Origin of the sequence: Stieleria marina, from assembly GCA_007741555.1 — a bacterium.
Lineage (GTDB): Bacteria > Planctomycetota > Planctomycetia > Pirellulales > Pirellulaceae > K23-9.
The window spans coordinates 2,526,855-2,543,793 of record CP036526.1 but is presented as its reverse complement, the minus strand read 5'-3'; the positions used below and the strand labels follow the sequence as shown (position 1 = coordinate 2,543,793).

The 16,939-nt window shown below is 55.8% G+C and carries 15 protein-coding genes; 4 read left to right on the top strand and 11 right to left on the bottom strand.

Annotation, left to right across the window (positions count from 1 at the left end):
• Window positions 1-98 precede the first annotated feature (98 nt).
• From K239x_RS08790 to K239x_RS08765, 6 genes are all read right to left on the bottom strand, one after another.
• On the bottom strand, window positions 99-788 hold the full coding sequence (locus K239x_RS08790) for a cytochrome c3 family protein (protein ID WP_145417461.1): 690 nt from the start codon (window positions 786-788) through the stop codon (window positions 99-101).
• A gap of 379 nt (window positions 789-1,167) precedes the next feature.
• On the bottom strand, window positions 1,168-2,154 hold the full coding sequence (gene folK / locus K239x_RS08785) for a 2-amino-4-hydroxy-6-hydroxymethyldihydropteridine diphosphokinase (protein ID WP_419189845.1): 987 nt from the start codon (window positions 2,152-2,154) through the stop codon (window positions 1,168-1,170).
• 58 nt (window positions 2,155-2,212) lie between these two features.
• Window positions 2,213-2,431, bottom strand: coding sequence for a pentapeptide repeat-containing protein (locus tag K239x_RS28380; RefSeq protein ID WP_419189844.1), 219 nt, complete (start codon window positions 2,429-2,431; stop codon window positions 2,213-2,215).
• Window positions 2,415-3,656 (bottom strand): DUF1559 family PulG-like putative transporter, encoded by a 1,242-nt coding sequence (locus tag K239x_RS08775; protein WP_145422258.1) that lies wholly within the window; start codon window positions 3,654-3,656, stop codon window positions 2,415-2,417. Before K239x_RS08775 ends, K239x_RS28380 begins: the two co-directional genes overlap by 17 nt.
• Before the next feature lie 178 nt (window positions 3,657-3,834).
• Window positions 3,835-4,989, bottom strand: coding sequence for an aminofutalosine synthase MqnE (mqnE, locus tag K239x_RS08770; RefSeq protein WP_145417458.1), 1,155 nt, complete (start codon window positions 4,987-4,989; stop codon window positions 3,835-3,837).
• Between the two features lie 79 nt (window positions 4,990-5,068).
• Window positions 5,069-6,004: a 4-hydroxybenzoate octaprenyltransferase gene (locus K239x_RS08765; protein WP_145417457.1), complete on the bottom strand. Its 936-nt coding sequence runs from the start codon at window positions 6,002-6,004 to the stop codon at window positions 5,069-5,071.
• Between the two features lie 304 nt (window positions 6,005-6,308).
• Between K239x_RS08765 and K239x_RS08760 the strand changes: the two genes are divergently transcribed.
• The gene (locus K239x_RS08760) at window positions 6,309-6,926 is read left to right on the top strand and encodes a hypothetical protein (RefSeq protein ID WP_145417456.1); all 618 of its coding nucleotides are present in this window, start codon (window positions 6,309-6,311) and stop codon (window positions 6,924-6,926) included.
• Between the two features lie 49 nt (window positions 6,927-6,975).
• Here K239x_RS08760 and K239x_RS08755 read toward each other — a convergent pair whose 3' ends face one another.
• The 3 genes from K239x_RS08755 to K239x_RS08745 all read right to left on the bottom strand — a co-directional run bounded on the left by K239x_RS08755 (window position 6,976) and on the right by K239x_RS08745 (window position 9,834).
• Entirely contained in the window at window positions 6,976-8,277 is a 1,302-nt protein-coding gene (locus tag K239x_RS08755) for a DUF819 family protein (protein ID WP_473163574.1), read from the bottom strand.
• A 128-nt stretch (window positions 8,278-8,405) separates the two neighbouring features.
• A complete protein-coding gene (locus K239x_RS08750) occupies window positions 8,406-8,648 on the bottom strand; it encodes a (2Fe-2S)-binding protein (RefSeq protein WP_145417455.1) in 243 nt (80 codons plus the stop codon).
• Window positions 8,641-9,834 (bottom strand): M20/M25/M40 family metallo-hydrolase, encoded by a 1,194-nt coding sequence (locus tag K239x_RS08745; RefSeq protein ID WP_145417454.1) that lies wholly within the window; start codon window positions 9,832-9,834, stop codon window positions 8,641-8,643. The genes K239x_RS08750 and K239x_RS08745 overlap by 8 nt, the downstream gene beginning before the upstream one ends.
• Window positions 9,835-9,974: 140 nt before the next feature.
• Here K239x_RS08745 and rlmN point away from each other — a divergent pair, with 140 nt between their 5' ends.
• A complete protein-coding gene (gene rlmN, locus K239x_RS08740; RefSeq protein ID WP_145417453.1) occupies window positions 9,975-11,072 on the top strand; it encodes a dual-specificity RNA methyltransferase RlmN in 1,098 nt (365 codons plus the stop codon).
• Here the strand turns inward: rlmN and K239x_RS08735 are convergent.
• Window positions 11,069-11,461, bottom strand: coding sequence for a VOC family protein (locus K239x_RS08735; RefSeq protein ID WP_145417452.1), 393 nt, complete (start codon window positions 11,459-11,461; stop codon window positions 11,069-11,071). The two genes, rlmN and K239x_RS08735, sit on opposite strands and share 4 nt — an antisense overlap.
• A gap of 242 nt (window positions 11,462-11,703) precedes the next feature.
• On the opposite strand from K239x_RS08735, the gene K239x_RS08730 reads away from it, so the two are divergent.
• Window positions 11,704-12,438 (top strand): glycine zipper 2TM domain-containing protein, encoded by a 735-nt coding sequence (locus K239x_RS08730; RefSeq protein ID WP_419189843.1) that lies wholly within the window; start codon window positions 11,704-11,706, stop codon window positions 12,436-12,438.
• A 139-nt stretch (window positions 12,439-12,577) separates the two neighbouring features.
• Here the strand turns inward: K239x_RS08730 and K239x_RS08725 are convergent, their stop codons facing one another.
• The gene (locus K239x_RS08725; protein ID WP_145417450.1) at window positions 12,578-15,634 is read right to left on the bottom strand and encodes a vitamin B12-dependent ribonucleotide reductase; all 3,057 of its coding nucleotides are present in this window, start codon (window positions 15,632-15,634) and stop codon (window positions 12,578-12,580) included.
• A gap of 783 nt (window positions 15,635-16,417) precedes the next feature.
• Here K239x_RS08725 and K239x_RS08720 point away from each other — a divergent pair.
• On the top strand, window positions 16,418-16,840 hold the full coding sequence (locus tag K239x_RS08720) for a DUF2780 domain-containing protein (protein WP_145417449.1): 423 nt from the start codon (window positions 16,418-16,420) through the stop codon (window positions 16,838-16,840).
• Window positions 16,841-16,939 lie beyond the last annotated feature (99 nt).

The window sequence follows — 16,939 nt, the reverse complement described above, 5'->3', positions numbered from 1 at the left end:
AGTGACTTCGATGGAGGTGATATGTGTTTCGTTTGCAAAGCAACTGGGCAAAACCGCAGTTGACACTTGCGTCGCTAAATCAGGTTTACTGGTCGCCGTTACCGGTGACAGATCGCACAACTAACTTGCGGATGAATGTTCTGTTCTTCGCGAACTCGCGCTGCGAAGGCTTCTTGGTCCCAATCTGCTGGCGGTTTCCAATCCAGCTTGGTCACAAACTCTTTGGGTCGCAGGTGAGGATCCGGGTTTCGGTGGCAAGTGATGCACCAAGCCATCGACAACTGCTCGTGCTGATAGACGACTTCCATCTGGTCGATACGACCATGACAGGTTTTACAGCTAACGCCGGAGTTCACGTGAGCGGCGTGATTGAAATACACGTACTCGGGCAAGTTGTGCACACGTTTCCATGCCATGCTCTTGCCGGTTTCCCAACTTTCGTGGATGGGAGCCAATTTATCACTGGCGGCATGCACGGCAGCCAAGGCGGTCTGACCTTGATCCGAAGCCGGGCTGTGGCAATTGATACAGGTCGCGGTCGGTGGTATCGCCGCGTGAGCCGCATCAAAGACCGTGTTGTGACAATAGCGACAATCCATTTTTAGTTGCCCCGCGTGGATCGCGTGACTAAATGGAACTGGCTGCTCAGGCTGATAGCCGATGTTCAGCGTCACTGGGTCGGTAACCAAACCGCCCATCGCAGCCGCAAAAAGGCCGCCACCGGCAATGGCAGCACCTAACACGAGCAGGAAAGGATTGGTCCAACGTGGAAACAAAAACCGTTGCATGATGGATAAGAAACCGCGATCAGCGGCCCGAAAATTTCACGAAAAGGGCTATCAAAAATGGCGACCGTGCCAGTTGTCGCACAGTATCATGCGAGGACTATCGTGCTGACAAGGGCAGCATGCATTCAAGCGACATTGTGACGCAGATTATTTCGTCGCAGTTGGTACGCAAGTCGCGACAAGTCGCCGCAGCTTGCGCAATCGTGCGCCAAAAGTGGCCCAATCGGACGCCTTGGAGCTACCGCATCTCGCGAAGTCGACGCAACTTCGCACTCTGCGCAAAGCCAGATCATCTCCACAGTCCGGCTCCAAAATTTCGCCACCTAAATCAACGCAGCGAACGAAAGCAGCGGCCAAAAAGCCAACAGCGGGATGAATTTCACTCCCACCAGCGGCCATCGTCAGTCACCGGCGTGACTTCGCACCGCATCGAGTCCAGCGCTGACACTAGTTCGGTAACCGCCCAAGCCAAATCGTCGACTTCCAGGCGATACTCAGGCCATTCCCATCCGCCGGGCCAAATCTGATGCGGCGCCGGCCAGCGAGTCTCTTCGGTGGCTCGCTGCAGACGCGCCACCAGACGTGGGACGGACGGTGAATTGACCGCATCGCTCGCCGGATCAGCATCTATCGGCAACTTTGGCAAATAAGCCGCAATCCATGGCTGATCGCCGCAGTGTTCGATCGGCTCCCCCAGCGGCAGGTCGCTGTCAGCTGGCCGAACCGCCGCGGGAGCATTGCCCACCACGGGCATCGAGGGTGCCATTGGCGTCGCGGCGTACGTTTGAATGCCATGCTCGTCGGCCAAGCGATCACACAACTCTCCACGCGTCTTTGCATCGCCGCCCACCAAAGCGATCGAAGCATTGCCAGCAGAAACATGCTCCGTCAGCCTTGCCAACGTCCATCCAAAACGCGGGTCGCGGTAGTGTGCCGCCACGTCACAGGCGGGCTTGAGCACAAACTGCCGCGCGGTGTAGCGAGGATGAGGAACAATCAGCCCGGTGCCGCCTCCTACCAATTCGCCATGCAAAACCACGTCCAAATCAATCGAACGTGCCGCCCAGCGACGATGGCGCTGACGCCCCAAATCCAGCTCCAACTCCTGCAACAGAGCCAAGACGTCTCGCGCCGAAGCATCCGTTTCAAAGGCACCTACAGCATTTAGAAAAGGGTCTTGGCCGCCAGGACCGCCGATTGGCGGAGTTTCGAACAGCCGGCTAGTCCGCAACTGGCAACCGCCCAAAATCAGCCCCGATTGGCTGATACGCCTTGCCGCTTCGGCCAACACATCATTCCGATCGCCCAAATTACTCCCAAAGCTGATCAAGCACTGCGAGTGATTCGTCGGAGAAGGGGGCGTCAAAGACGGGCGTTTCGGGGAATCAGATGACATCCCTATCACTGTATGGCGCGACGATTCGTCAAGCAATCAGTTGCCTGGAGCCAAAAAAGTCGACGGTTCGCAAACTCGCCCGCTCAAGGCCCGCCCCTTTAAAGCCCGCCCCTTTAAAGCCCGCCCCTTTAAAGCCCGCCCCTTTAAAGCCCGCCTCTTTAAAGCCCGCCTCTTTAAAGCCCGCCTCTTTAAAGCCCGCCTCTTTAAAGCCCGCTGCACTCGCAGAAGCATCACGGAAGATCGCCAAACTGAACGAGCTCGCTGGACGCCCGAGTTCCCATCGCACCCCAGATGCCAAACGGACTGCGGGTGTTTTCCGTCGGACTGCCTGAGTAAGGCGTCGCGGCAGACTGATCACCGGCGTCGATCGAATCTGAAATGAACCGAATCGAATTGTCGACAAAACACGCCGTCACTCCGCTTTGATGCCGACTACTGGACGAAAACAAACCTGAGCTATCGTCCCGATTGGCGCTTAAGACCAAGGCTCCGTTAGGCGGCAAGATCGTGTTGAACCCGGTAAAAAGCGGCATCCCGTCGGCCCAACGAAAACCTCGACCACCGTCTGTCACGGCAGCCAAAATTGTCTTGGTGCCGACACGCCAAAACTCAGGACGCTCCACATCGACCAAGTCGTTCCCCGTGTACCACCTGGGACTGTCACGCAAAATCGCTTGACCAGGACCGATCGCCGCCGCCGTCCGAAGATCGCGATCGCCCAAGTCAGTCGCCGCTTCCGCGTAAAGCAATGTATTGGCAGCGCCGTCGCGAACGTCCCTGAGCGATGTCACTTGCCGGGGAACAAACACGCCGCGCATGGCGGCATCGCACTGCAACTGACGCTGCTTGTCGATCACAAAGGTGCCTTGGACCGATTTCATTGGCCCCGTATTGATCGCGACCAAGCCGTCGCCCATGCACGCGGCATAATTGCTGCGGCCCATCGACGGCAGCCCGACTCCCGGATCACTTGGACATCGGTAACTTGGAATTTCGATTTGCCACGGGCCGTAGTCCCGACAAAACGGTTCGGGACCACCAGCTAGGTAGTCTTTCGGCTCGCCAGCTTTGGCCCCTTCTTCGTCACCATCGGTCGTCACCCATTGCTGCGTGTCTTCGTCAAAATATTCACCGAACATCCCCATCATGCCCATCTCGTCGCCCCCTGACTTTGCTTGAGCCGTCGCAATGTCATCGGCAACGACCTGCTGTCCCATGAACGGCAAGATCGCGACGAACACACTGAGCCTGCGATCATTGTCGCGACCAGCAACGGTGCTGCCATCTGTGCCAGACAACTGCGTGGGGAATTGCTTGAAACTGGCGTGGTACGCGTGAGTGGCAATGCCGATCTGCATCAGATTGTTTGCGCACGAATGCCGCCGAGCACCCTCGCGTGCCGCCTGCACTGCCGGCAACAACAAACCGACCAATACACCGATAATCGCGACGACGGCGAGCAATTCGACCATCGTGAAAGCGCGCCGCAGAAGCCGTTTGATTCGCACTGATAATCCCGCTCAACGAAAAAGGAATTGACGTTGGCAATTGTAGCAGGAACACACCGACGCCATCGACGCACGGAAACACCACCGCGGCGAAAGCGTCAAAACGGAATCAACCGACGAGCGAGATACTGAACGAGACGCCTTAGGAAACCGCCAAAGCGTCGACGCTTTCACCACTGCGCCAGTTGGTAAAATCGTTTTCGTCACGCTCGATGCGGCGGTAAACCGTATCGCGTTCGATCGGTTCGCGACCGGCTTCGGAAATCAAATCCTTGATCTTGTCGACGGTCAAGAATTGCGGCGTCGTCGCACCGGCGTCGTGATAGATCAGTTCGTGCCTGACGGTACCGTCGATGTCGTCGGCGCCGTAGGCCAGCGCAGTCTGCGCGGTTTCGATTCCCAACATGATCCAATAAGCCTTGATGTGCTGAACATTGTCCAACATCAACCGGCTGACCGCCATCGTTCGCAAATCCATCAGCGCCGATGGTTTCTTGATGTGTGACAGTTTGGTGTTCTCGGGGTGGAACGCCAGCGGAATGAACACTTGAAATCCGCCCGTACGATCTTGCAGTTCACGTAGTCGCAGCAAGTGATCGATTCGATGAAACGCGTTTTCGACGTGCCCGTACAACATGGTGCAGTTTGTTCGCAGCCCGATCTCGTGCGCTGTCCGGTGAATCTCCAGCCACGCATGGGTGTTCGCTTTGTGTTCGCACAACTGATCGCGAACTTCTGGATGAAAGATTTCGGCACCGCCGCCTGGCATGCTGCCTAATCCAGCCGCCTGCAAATCCTTCAGCACCCACTCGATCGTCTTCTTGGTCTGAAACTCAAACCAATTGATCTCGACCGCCGTCCAGCCCTTCAAATGAATCTTGGGATAATGTTCCGTCAACAATTCGATGATGTGGCGATACCACTCGTACGGTTTCTGGTGATGCAGTCCGCCGACGATGTGCATTTCCGTACAACCGTTTTCGGTCGCCTCCTGCCCACGCGCCAGAATCTGCTCGTCGTTCATTGCGTAACCCTTGGGGTCTCGCAAATCACTTCGGAATGCACAAAACCGGCAGCGGTACACGCACACGTTCGTTGGGTTCAAGTGCGTGTTGATGTTGAAATAACCGACGTTGCCATTCATTCGCTCGCGAACCAGGTTGGCCAGCTCGCCGACTTCCTGAAGCGGCACCTTGGGGTCGTACAGAAAGATCCCGTCGTCCAAAGTCAGGCGTTCCTGTGATTCAACTTTGTCACGGATTTCGCGAAATCGAGCGGCGTAGTCGGCAGTATTCATGAGCATCTATTTCGAATCAGAAGTTGAGCTTCGTGGCCCATTAACAGAACCGCGAACGATCGCGGCAAGCAACTTGGGGCTAGACCCAAAAACAGTCAATTGCGCCGACCACCAACAGTGACAAACTAATCGCCGCGTTGGTATCGAAAAAGGCCTGATTGACTCGGTCCAAATCGTCTGGGCGCACCAAAGAATGCTGCCGAATCACTAATCCCGCGACAAACAGCAGCAACAGCCAGAAAACCCAGCCCAATCCCGCCCTATCGCCGACAACCGCTAACAACACCAATGCCAACAACATGACGACGTGCGACGCTGCCGCAATTCGCAGGGCTCCTGCAATTCCAAATTTGGCGGGCACGCTGTGCAAGCCGACTTTGGCATCGTAACTGGCATCTTGGCATGCATAGATGATATCGAATCCCGTCACCCAGGCAGCAACCGAGACTGCCAAAACAAACGGAATCAACAGATCCACCGGATTGGCGACCGACTCCGTGCCACGAATCGCGACCCAAGCACAGAGCGGCGAAAGCGACAGAGCAACGCCCAGCCACAAGTGCGCCGCCGACGTGAACCGCTTCGCTAATGAGTAGCCGCACAAAAACAACAACACGGGAATCGCACCAGCCAATGGCAGCCAATTTGGCAAAAAGATCGCGGTGCTAGCGACAAATCCCAGGCTGCACAAAACAGTAAACACCCAAACACTCTGCCTTGAAAGCACACCGGCTGGCAAATGCCGTTTTTCAGTTCGCGGGTTTGCCGCATCGATCTTGTGGTCGACCAACCGATTGAACGCCATCGCCGCACTTCGCGCAAACACCATGCACAACAAAACGCCCGCGATATCTTGCCAACGAAATGTCGGAGAAATGCCGCTAGGCAACGGAGCAGTAAACGCCATCACCGTTGCGAGTGCCGCAAACGGCAATGCAAAAATCGTATGACTAAACCGAATCAGCCCCAGCCAATCCGATAACGTCGCCGAAGATTGCTGAGAGTGTGTGTTCATCAAAACTGGTGTTCAAAAGCAAAGGGGCGGTCGATGGCATAAGCTGCCTGATTTACCGCAGCCCCGCAACATGGCTAACGAAAAGTGCTGTCTGGTCCACCACAATCGACCGTGCATGTGACGAATACCGGCATGTGATTTACAATACGACAGGCCCGAACATCTGGTGTGCCTAGCTTTCTGAAACGCAACGTGTCGCAGCAAGCGAATTGCCAAGGACATCAACGGGGCATCGACAGCACGATCGACAGGGTTGCCGCCAAGCAAAAACGCGAGTGTTTCCTTACCAACTAAACTGAATGACATGCCCAAGCCAAGCAGCACCAAGAAGGTGAAAACAATCCCGGTCCCAAAGAGCATTCGCATTGATCTAACAGGCCATCAATACGGGCGACTCACGGTGCTGGGTTTCGCGGGCTATCGCGAATCTGCACCGATGTGGAAGTGCCAGTGTGACTGCGGAACGGTGGCTGACTATTACCGCTGCAATCTGCGCAGCGGTACGTCGACGCAGTGCGTCCAATGTCGTCATGCCGACCTGGGTGTTCGCTCAACCACGCATGGCCAATGGGGTTCGCCGGAATACCGAGCCTGGGAAAAGGTTCGCCAGAGCGACAACGTATGCAAACGCTGGCAATCGTACGAAAACTTTCGCAAAGATGTGGGCCCAAAGCCGTCCAAAGATCATCAGCTATCACGCAAGGTAACGACTTCCGCCTGGAAACCCTCGAACGTTCACTGGGTCCACCGCGACAATGTCGTTCAACAGAAATCCAATTCGCACCTCATTCGTTTTAGAGGCCGAACGCAAACGCTAACCGCGTGGGCACGCGAGGTCGATCTTTCGCCTGCCGCACTTCGCTCTCGGCTCGAATCGGGATGGACGGTTCGCGAAGCACTGACAACGGAAGCGTTGCACTGAATCAGCGCCCCAACAAACACAAAAGCCAGCAGCACGCGGCAAGCCAATTCTAGGTAGCCGAGACCGCTTGCATCATGATCGCGCAAATGTACGCCCCGTACGTCCCCACGGCGTAACCCAGGACAGCCAACAGCACTCCCACCGGTGCGAGCGACGGATGAAACGCAGCCGCAACGACCGGCGCGCTAGCTGCACCGCCGATGTTTGCCTTGCTGCCTACGGCCAGAAAAAAGTACGGCGCGCGAATCAGCCACGCCATCGCGATCATCAACGCCACGTGAATCGCCATCCAAATGCCACCCACCGCGAACAACCCCGGGTGGCTTGCGATCGCGCGAATGTCCATCTTCAACCCAATCGTGGCGACCAAGACAAAGATAAACACGGTACCGATCTTCGATGCGCCAACGCCTTCCAATTGGCGCGCTTTGGTAAATGACAACAGGACACCAGCGGTGGTCGCCAACACAATCAGCCAGAAAAACGTCGAGTTCAAGCTGAACTGATTGAGCCAAGGAAGATTCGCTTCGATCCATCGTGCCAAAAACTCTCCGCCAGCGTGACTGACCGCGGTGACACCAAATGCCACGCCCAGCAACACAAAGAGGTCGGTCGCAGTCGGGACTTTGGCAACTCGTTCACTGAATTCCTCCATCTGCTCTTGCAGACGTCGCACGCTGCTCGCGTCCGCTTTTAACTTGGCATCAATCCAATCCGCTTTGCCGACACCCATCAGCAAAAACATCATCCAGATCTCTGCCACGATCACGTCGACGGCGACCATAACGCTGTACAGTGAATCGCTGGGACCAAACACTTCTTTCATCGCGGCTTGATTCGCACCGCCGCCAATCCAGCTGCCCGCGACGGTCGACAGTCCTCGCCAAACCGCTTCGGCATCTTCTCCGCCCACCAAATCTGGCCGTACCGAACCGACGATCAATATCGCTAACGGACCGCCCAACACCACACCAACGGTGCCCGTCAAAAACATCACGATGGCTTTGGGACCAAGCTTCAAAATTTCGCGCAGATCAACGCTGATCGTCAACAACACCAAACTGGCAGGCAGTAGATATCGGCTGGCCATAAAATAGAGCTTCGATTGCTCTGGATCGACCAACTTGGCAAACGTCAGCAGCGAAGGCAGAAAGTAACACAGCAACAGCATCGGAAAGACGGCGTAAAACGTTTTCCAAAAACGATGCGACGAACTGGCGGTCCAGAAAACCAGCCCTAGAATCGCCATCAAAATGCCAAGGACGACGGCATCATTCGTGATCAAAACAGCAGCCGGGGCAACGGCCGGGACAGCATCAGGCGTTTCGGCAATGGCGTTGGCAAGCATCATAAGATCTTATCGAACAAGCACCGTGCGATGGGATGAAACGAAGGAGCGTCAGCGTGAAGTTCGAAAACAGACGAGCCGCTTTCACAAAACAGGAAATGCAACACAGAAAATGCCGCCATCGACAAAGGTCATTTCTGTCGGTAGGTGGCTCGCTCTTTGGCATAGACACTTGCTTCGGGGAGTTCGGCTTCGGCAGGGTCGGACTCTTGCATCATTTTTTCCAAGAACGGCCGGCACCAACCGCAGCCCGTTCCTGCTCCGTAACACTCCGACAACTGACTGGCCTTCTTGGGTCTCTCCGCACGGATAAACTGCATTACCTTGTGACGGGTAACGTGGAAACACAAACAGACGTGATCGTCATCATTCATCGCCGTTTGCTCCGTCGGTGATCAACCAAGTCGCGGCCGCACACGCATCCAAGTAGTCCGCGATGTTCAGTCTCTCGTCGGCGGTATGAATGTTGCGCTGGCCGCAGCCAAGCGTAACGGCTTCGATCCCGTGGCGGAAAAGCCAGTTGGCATCCAATCCGCCGTTTGCAATGTCGACATACGGTTCGCGTCCGACCACTCGCAATGCGTGCATGGCGGCGGCGATCGAAGGATGATCGTCCGCCAACGAAAACGCTTCGTAGTCCACGTTGGACGAAAATTCGCAGGTGCCGGCATACCCCTGATCGTTGGCGACAGATGCGGCAGCCTGTTCGAATGCGGCGCGAATTTCGGCGACGATCTTGGTTCGCATCGCCGCGTCGTGGCTACGAGCTTCGGCTCGAAGCGTGACTTCCGGGGTGACGACGTTCGTTGCTTCACCACCGTTTATCACACCGACGTTTGACGTACCGACACCGCCATCTTGTTCGACTTTCCCCAGCCATCCGCGAGCGTCCAGATCGGCGATCGCTTTGGCCGCCATCACGATCGCGCTGGCGCCTTTTTCGGGTGCCACGCCCGCGTGCGATGGAATGCCAGCCAGTTTGATCGTCATTCGTTCCCCGCCAATCGCGCCCTTGGTGACTTTCTCCAGCGTGCCGCCATCGAAGTTAAACGCACGATCGACGTGCCCAACGCAGCTGACGTCCAAGTTTCGTGCGCCGTGCAACCCGATTTCTTCCTGCACGATAAACGCAATCACCGCCGGCGGAAAATTCTCGTCCCCCCGCTGCAGTCGTTCGATCGCGGCGGTGGCGATCGCCGTGCATCCGCTGCGGTCGTCGGCTCCCAAGCCTGTCGGGGCACTGCTTTTGACTTCATCGCCATCGACCACCGGCTTTGCTCCCACACAAATCGGCACCGTGTCCATGTGAGCAGACAGCAGCGTACGCGGGCCTTTGCCACTGCCTGGCAGCGTCACAATCAAATTGCCGCAGTTCCCAGCCAGAGCCGTCCGCGTTTCAGCGCCGTCGTAACGGATATTGGCTGCATCGACGCCCGCACTCAGAAATAGCTGTTCAATCGCCTTGGCGACGTCCGCTTCCTCGCCGCTACGGCCGGGAATCTGCGTGATCGCCAAGAAACGGTCCAAAGCGGCATCTTTGTTGACTTCGGGTAAAGACATTCTGTGGGTACACTTTCGATAGGTTTTAACGACGACTGTTTCTCGCGAGATTTATTCGAGAGTCGCTGCCGCATCGACAAGACTCCCGACCTTCAGCGTTAACTTACCGCATCGCACTTCTTTTGCCGACACAACCTGCCGTGAACCTTCCCGTTGTCCAGCCGAATTCGACCTCCAGCGAATCCCCTACCGGGGACACGCGTCGTCATCTTTTGGACTTGGATACCGACGACCTTCAGATTTGGTTGAAAGAGAACGGACACCCCGGTTTTCGGGCCAAGCAAGTTCAGAACTGGGTCTACCAACAGCGGGCGACCGACTTTCAGCAGATGACGAATTTGCCGCAACCGCTGCGCGAATTGCTGGAAGCATCGTTTGTGATTTATGCCGCCAGCGAAAGCGAAGCCGTTTCGTCCAGCGATGGAACCGAAAAACTGCTGGTGCGACTGCCCGACGGTGGCGAAGTCGAATGTGTGTTGCTGCGTGATGGGATTCGACGCAGTATCTGTGTCAGTAGCCAAGTCGGCTGCGCAATGGGCTGTGTCTTTTGCGCAAGCGGATTGGACGGTGTCGACCGCAACCTGACGCGAGGCGAGATCCTGGAACAAATGCTTCGCCTGCAGGCCCGCTTGTCAGCAGACGAACGACTGAGCCACATCGTCATGATGGGCATGGGAGAACCCTTGGCGAATCTGGATCGCGTCCTGGGCGCACTGTCCGTGGCAAAATCCCCCGAAGGACTTGGCATCAGCCCGCGGCGGATCACGATCAGCACCGTAGGACTGCCGCCGGCGATCGACCGCCTGGCGGACAGTGGCGTGCCTTACAACTTGGCCGTCAGCCTGCACGCACCCAATGACGATCTGCGAACTCAATTGGTGCCCGTCAACAAAAACATTGGTATCGATGCCGTTCTGGATGCAGCGGACCGGTACTTTGAAGCCAATGGCCGACGCCTGACGTTTGAATATGTATTGCTGGGCGGCCTTAACGATTCCGACGACAACGCCAAAGAACTTGTTTCGATCCTCCGTCATCGCAACGTGATGCTCAACGTGATCCCTTACAACCCTGTCGATGGGCTGCCCTACCAAACGCCAAACAAACAGGCGATCGCTAGTTTTCGCGAAGTGCTAGAAGCGGGCGGCATCAACGTCAAATTCCGACAGCGCAAAGGCGGCGAGATTGATGCGGCCTGTGGACAACTGCGACGCAACCGCGGCAAGGCGATCAGCTAGCTGACCGCTTGGTAGACCGCAAACACCGCCCCAGCTGGATCTTTCAAAACAGCAAATTGCCCCCCGCCAACTTTTGCGATGGGCTTCACGACTTGGCCGCCGGACGCTTGGCATTTGGCGATCGATGCCTGGATGTCGGCAACGGTGATATAGACCAGCCACGTGGTCGGTAGATCCGCGTTGGCACCCTGTGCGTGACAGATCCCCGCGACGACCTGCCCATCCGACGATTGCATGCAGAAATCCTGATAGTCTCCCATGTCGACCGGCTCGTGGGTCCAACCGACAACTTGCTGATAGAAATCTCTGACCTCTTCTGCGTTACTCTCGCCACCAACGGTGAGGTCAACCCAAGAAATGTTGCCGGGAGGATTTGGTTGATCAGTCATGAAAATTCTCGCTCAGTGAATTGGCCAACGGTCGCCATCGAACACTCGCCATGATACACGCGTCTCGAAATGGCATCCGCAAAATCGCTACGAACCGACCAATGGCTACCGTCGCTCTAGAAGCCGGATTCGGAAAGGCTTTTTTAATCCGCAACACCTTAAAGAGCGAGTCATCATTGAACAGTCGATGTATTGCTAGTTCTTTTGACCAAAAGGTGGTTGCTGTGTGTAAACGAATCGTAATGGCCGCTTTGCTTGTTTGCTTTGTCGCCAGCACCGCCAGCGCACAGTTCAACCGCCATCGGCGTCGCGGCACCATCATCGGTGGACTAGCCGGAGCCGCCATTGGCGCGGCAATTGGTGATCGAAATAATCGCGAGGGCGTGGGAGCTGCGATCGGAGGAGTCACCGGTGCCGTGATCGGGAGCAACATTGGAGCAAACAAAGATAGCCGCATCGAACATTCGCAGCACTATCATAACCCGCCACGCTACACCCACCCGCAACCGCCGCACCATTACCCTATCTATCCACAACCTGTGTATCCGCAACCTGCACCGATCATCGTGCCGGTTCCTGTTCCGGTTGCACCGCCCGTCAGCCAAGTTGCGCATCCGATGACGCAGGTCGACGTGCTAAACATGCTACGAAGTGGATTGACCGAATCGATGGTCGCAGCACAAATCCAGCTCAACGGAATGAGCCACGCTCTATCGGTCAACGACATCATTGGCCTGCACCAACAAGGCGTCAGCGAGCGGTTGATTGACTACATGCAAGCCAACGTGGTGCCGTCGCCATCGCAGGTCTATCCGCAGTCTCACTCGTCGTACTCGATGCCGTCGCAGACAACGATTCATTCGCAGCCAAGCATTCATTCACAGCCAACCGGCCAAACGCAACAATCCGTTCAGCTGCATGACGCATCTGGACAGAGCATCATGGCACCCTCGGCTCCGTTTCAGCCGGCCAATTAGGCTGCCCACAGCGGCTGCCGTTGCAATGGGCTGTCGCAGTTGAACGACAAACGCGACGCGATTGAATCAACGTCGTGACCCAATAAAAAACGCCACCCAAATTGGGTGGCGTTTGGTTTTTCAATGGATAGCAGATTTCTTAGCTGCAACCCATGCTGGCACCGCAGTTGTGGCAGAGGTAGCAGTTACCGTTTCGTACTGTGATGCTCCCGCAATTGTCACAGGAGGGAGCATCCATTTGGAAGCGTGCAAACTGATCACCGCGACCGGACTCTTTGCCCTGGCCATTGCCGTTGGTGTGACCGCTGGAGTCACCGTTTTTTGGCTCGGTGAAACTTGCCAACAATGTCGCACGTTCGGCCAATGCGACAGCCGCTCCGGCGTCGGCTTTCAAACCATCCATCACGGGGCTACCGACATTGCCGTTGGTCGTCGCGACGTCGGGCCCGTTACCGCTGCTGGTCGTATCCTGCTTCATCGAAACGCCATCATGGCCGCTCATAAAAGTCAGCCCCAACCAGCGTGCGATGTAATCCACGACACTCTTGGCAATGCGAATGTCCTTGTTCGACGTATGTCCCATCGGCTCGAACCGAGTGTGGCTGAACTTGTTGACCAAGACTTCCACTGGCACGCCGTACTGAAGAGCGATCGACAATGCCGTGCCGAAGCTGTCCATGATGCCGCCGATGGTTGACCCTTCTTTGGCCATCGTGATGAAAATTTCACCCGGTCGACCGTCAGGATAAAGTCCGACGCACAAGTAACCTTCGTGACCAGCGATCGTGAACTTGTGGGTCAAACTCTGACGCGTGTCAGGCAACCGTTCGCGGCGAGGCTTGTAGACGATCTTCTCGACCGTTTTGACCGTGCCTGCTGCCGCTGCACTGCTGTCCTCGCCCTCTTCGCTCTTCGTGTTCAGTGGCTGCGACTGCTTGCTGCCATCGCGGTAGATCGCGATCGCTTTGAGCCCCAGTTCCCAACCCCAGAAGTAAGCGTCGGCGATGTCCTTGGGAGTAACATCGTTTGGCATGTTGACCGTCTTGCTGATCGCACCGGACAAGAACGGCTGCGCGGCCGCCATCATCGTGATGTGAGCTTGCCAGGCGATACTGCGGACACCGTTGGCTGGTTGAAACGCACAATCAAAGACCGACAAGTGCTCGGGATTCAATCCTGGTGCACCTTCGATCGTGTCATTTTCGTCGACGAACTTCAGGATGACGTCGATTTCGGGCTGCGAGTAATTCAGTTTTTGCAGTCCCAATCGAACCGTTTGGTTAACGATCTTTAGCATCCCGCCACCAGCAAGTTGCTTGTACTTCACAAGCGCGATGTCAGGCTCGATGCCGGTCGTATCACAGTCCATCATGAAACTGATCGTACCGGTCGGTGCCAGCACAGTCGCCTGAGCGTTGCGGAAACCATACTTCTCGCCGATTTGCAGAACATCGTCCCACAACTTGCGAGCCGCTTCCTTCAGTTCTGGTGGACCGCTGTCGTTGATTTCTTCGCAAGCTGAGCGGTGCATTTGCATGACGTTCAGCATCGACTTTTCGTTTTCGCTGTAGCCGTCAAACGTGCCGACGACACTGGCCAATTCCGCACTGGTGCGGTTGGCTTCGCCGTGCAGCAAGGCGGTCAGCGATCCGCAAAGACCCCGAGCAGCATCGGAGTCGTAAGCCATGCCACCGGTCATCACAACGCTACCCAAGTTACTGTAGCCAAGGCCCAGTGGTCGGTAAGCGTGTGAATTGCGAGCGATCGGCTCGGTAGGATAACTAGCGTGATCGACCAAAATCTCTTGAGCGATGAAATACAATCGCGATGCAGCACGAAAACGTTCAACATTGAACGAACCATCGGCTTGCAAGAATTTCATCAAGTTGATGGATGCCAAGTTGCAGGCCGTATCGTCCAAGAACATGTATTCGCTACATGGGTTCGACGCGTTGATTGCACCGCTGTTAGGGCAAGTGTGCCACTTGTTGATCGTCGTGTCGTACTGGACGCCGGGGTCACCGCAGTGCCAAGCACACTCAGCCATTTTGTTCAACAATTCGCGAGCATCATACTCGGGGGCTGGCTCGGTCAGTTTGTCGCTGATCCAACAAGTCTGAAAACGTTGGTTGTCGCGAACCGAAGCCATGTAGTCGTCGGTCAAACGCACTGAAAGGTTAGCGTTTTGGAAGCAGACACTGCTGTAAGCTTCACCGTTGAAGTTCGACTCGTAGCCTTCACGAATCAGAGCGTGAGCTTTCTTTTCTTCGGCCCATTTGCACTCGATGAACTCAAGAATATCCGGGTGCCAAACTTTAAGCGATTGCATCTTGGCAGCACGACGAGTCTTGCCGCCGCTTTTGACCACACCAGCGATCGAGTCATAGACACGCATGAACGACAATGGGCCAGACGGAGTTCCGCCGCCCGAGAGACGCTCGCGCTGTGACCGGATGGTCGACAGGTCGGTGCCCGTTCCGGAGCCGAACTTGAACAACATCGCTTCGCTGCAAGCCAACCGCATGATGTCTTCCATGTTGTCATCCACCGACTGGATGAAACAGGCCGACCCCTGCGGGTATTCGTAAGGGTTGTCCGGCTGAGCGGTCGATTGCGTTTCCTGGTCCCAGTACCAGTTGCATTTCGATCCGACGACGCCGTATTGAGCGTGCAGACCGACATTGAACCAAACCGGGCTATTGAACGCACCGTGCTGATGCAGGCACAACCAGGTCAGGTCGCGGTAGAAGTTTTCGCCGTCTTCGGGGGTATCAAAGTAGCCGTCCTGGAGACCCCAGTCAGTCAACGTCCGCGTGACGCGGTGGATCAGCTGGCGAACACTCTTTTCGCGTTCGCCTTCGTTGTTCGGATCGCCGTAAAAGTACTTTGAAACGACGACATTGGTCGCCAATTGGCTCCAATCCGACGGGACTTCGCAGTCGTGCTGTTCAAACAAAGCGTTGCCGCTTTCATCTTTGATCGCAGCGCTTCGTAAATCCCATTCGGTGGTCGCAAAGGGGGTACGTCCGTCGGCAGGACAAAAAGTCGGATCGATCTTCAATCCGGCTCGGTCGCCGCGTAGGCGGGTCCCGAATTGGGAGGACGCGTAGTCGACGCCCTGTTGAGAGTTGACTCGTTCAATCGCAGGGTCGTTGGACAAATCGGTGGCAGTGGAAGAAGGCAATACGGTAGCCATGCTTGAGAGACTCCTTGGGTCATCCGTGCGATTGATCGTGCCGTCAAGTTATTGTTCGCGGTCCTCGCGAAACGGCTCAACCAACCAATTTTAACTGAAGAAATGTGTACGGTTGCTCACGCTCGGATTGCTGTCCCAGATCCTCGGTGGGTCACTGGCATTCCTCATTGAATGCTCCAGGACGCGAATTGAGTGAATCTGTATTGAAAGCACTACCGGTAGTAAGTTGTTTGCCGCAACTAACTACATGTGGGTGAACCGGGGGAATCTTATGATTTACTTTGGCCGTGTCAATCATAACCTCGCCGACGCTTAAGTCCCTTGAAGAGCGACACTTACGTCACGATCGACAACTCGTCACAGCGAAACGCCCGACTGCGTTTTTATCCGTAAACCATTTGGTGTCAGCACCTTACACGCATCACCACGATGCAACTGTCTCAAAAGTGGAAAACATGTTCAAAACGATATTTTCTTACGACTCTCTGCGGTACGCATCAACCTAGGCAAAATAGGCAGCGCAGGAATGCATTTTCCTGGAGATCTGACGCCACTCATGCAAGGAATTCGCCAAGCCAGAATGCCCAGCGCTTCGACCTCCGTCGGTCGACTTCGACCGCCACGAAACGCCCGTCGGCAAAACATTCGCAAATGCCTGCGAAAATCGACATTGGCACCAATCGATGACTTTGCCCCGAGGTGGTCAGGCAGCTGAAAAATCGCAATGATTTACTGACTCAAACGTAATTTTGATGCCCTAATTCTTAACATGGAAATTTTCAGATGGATGAATTGATTCAGCAGCTCACCAGCAAGCTTGGAATTGACGCTTCGACAGCCAACGCAGCGACTGGCAAAGCCATGGCGATGGTCAAAGAACATGCCGGCGAAGACCTGTTCAACAAGATCTCTGGCGCGATCCCTGGTGCAAGCGACGCTGCCGTGGCAGCCGAGAGCGAACAGGCCGCTGGCAGTGATGGAGGGGGCCTGATGGGATCCCTCACCGGCATGGCGTCCGGACTCTTGGGCGACAAGGCAGGGGACGCCCTGGGAATGGCCGCGTCACTGAAATCCGCCGGACTAAACACCGATCAGTTCGGCGGTTTTGCTTCGACGATCGTGGAGTTTATTCAGGACAAAGTCGGCGATGATGTGATGAAACAGATCTTGGACAAAGTGCCCATGCTGAAAAGCTTGATGGGCTAGTCCCGATCGGCTCTGCAAAGAGCGACGCAAATCACCACACAGATAAACGCAGGGCGATCAACATCGTCCTGCGTTTTTGCTGTTAAAAGTCGGCATACA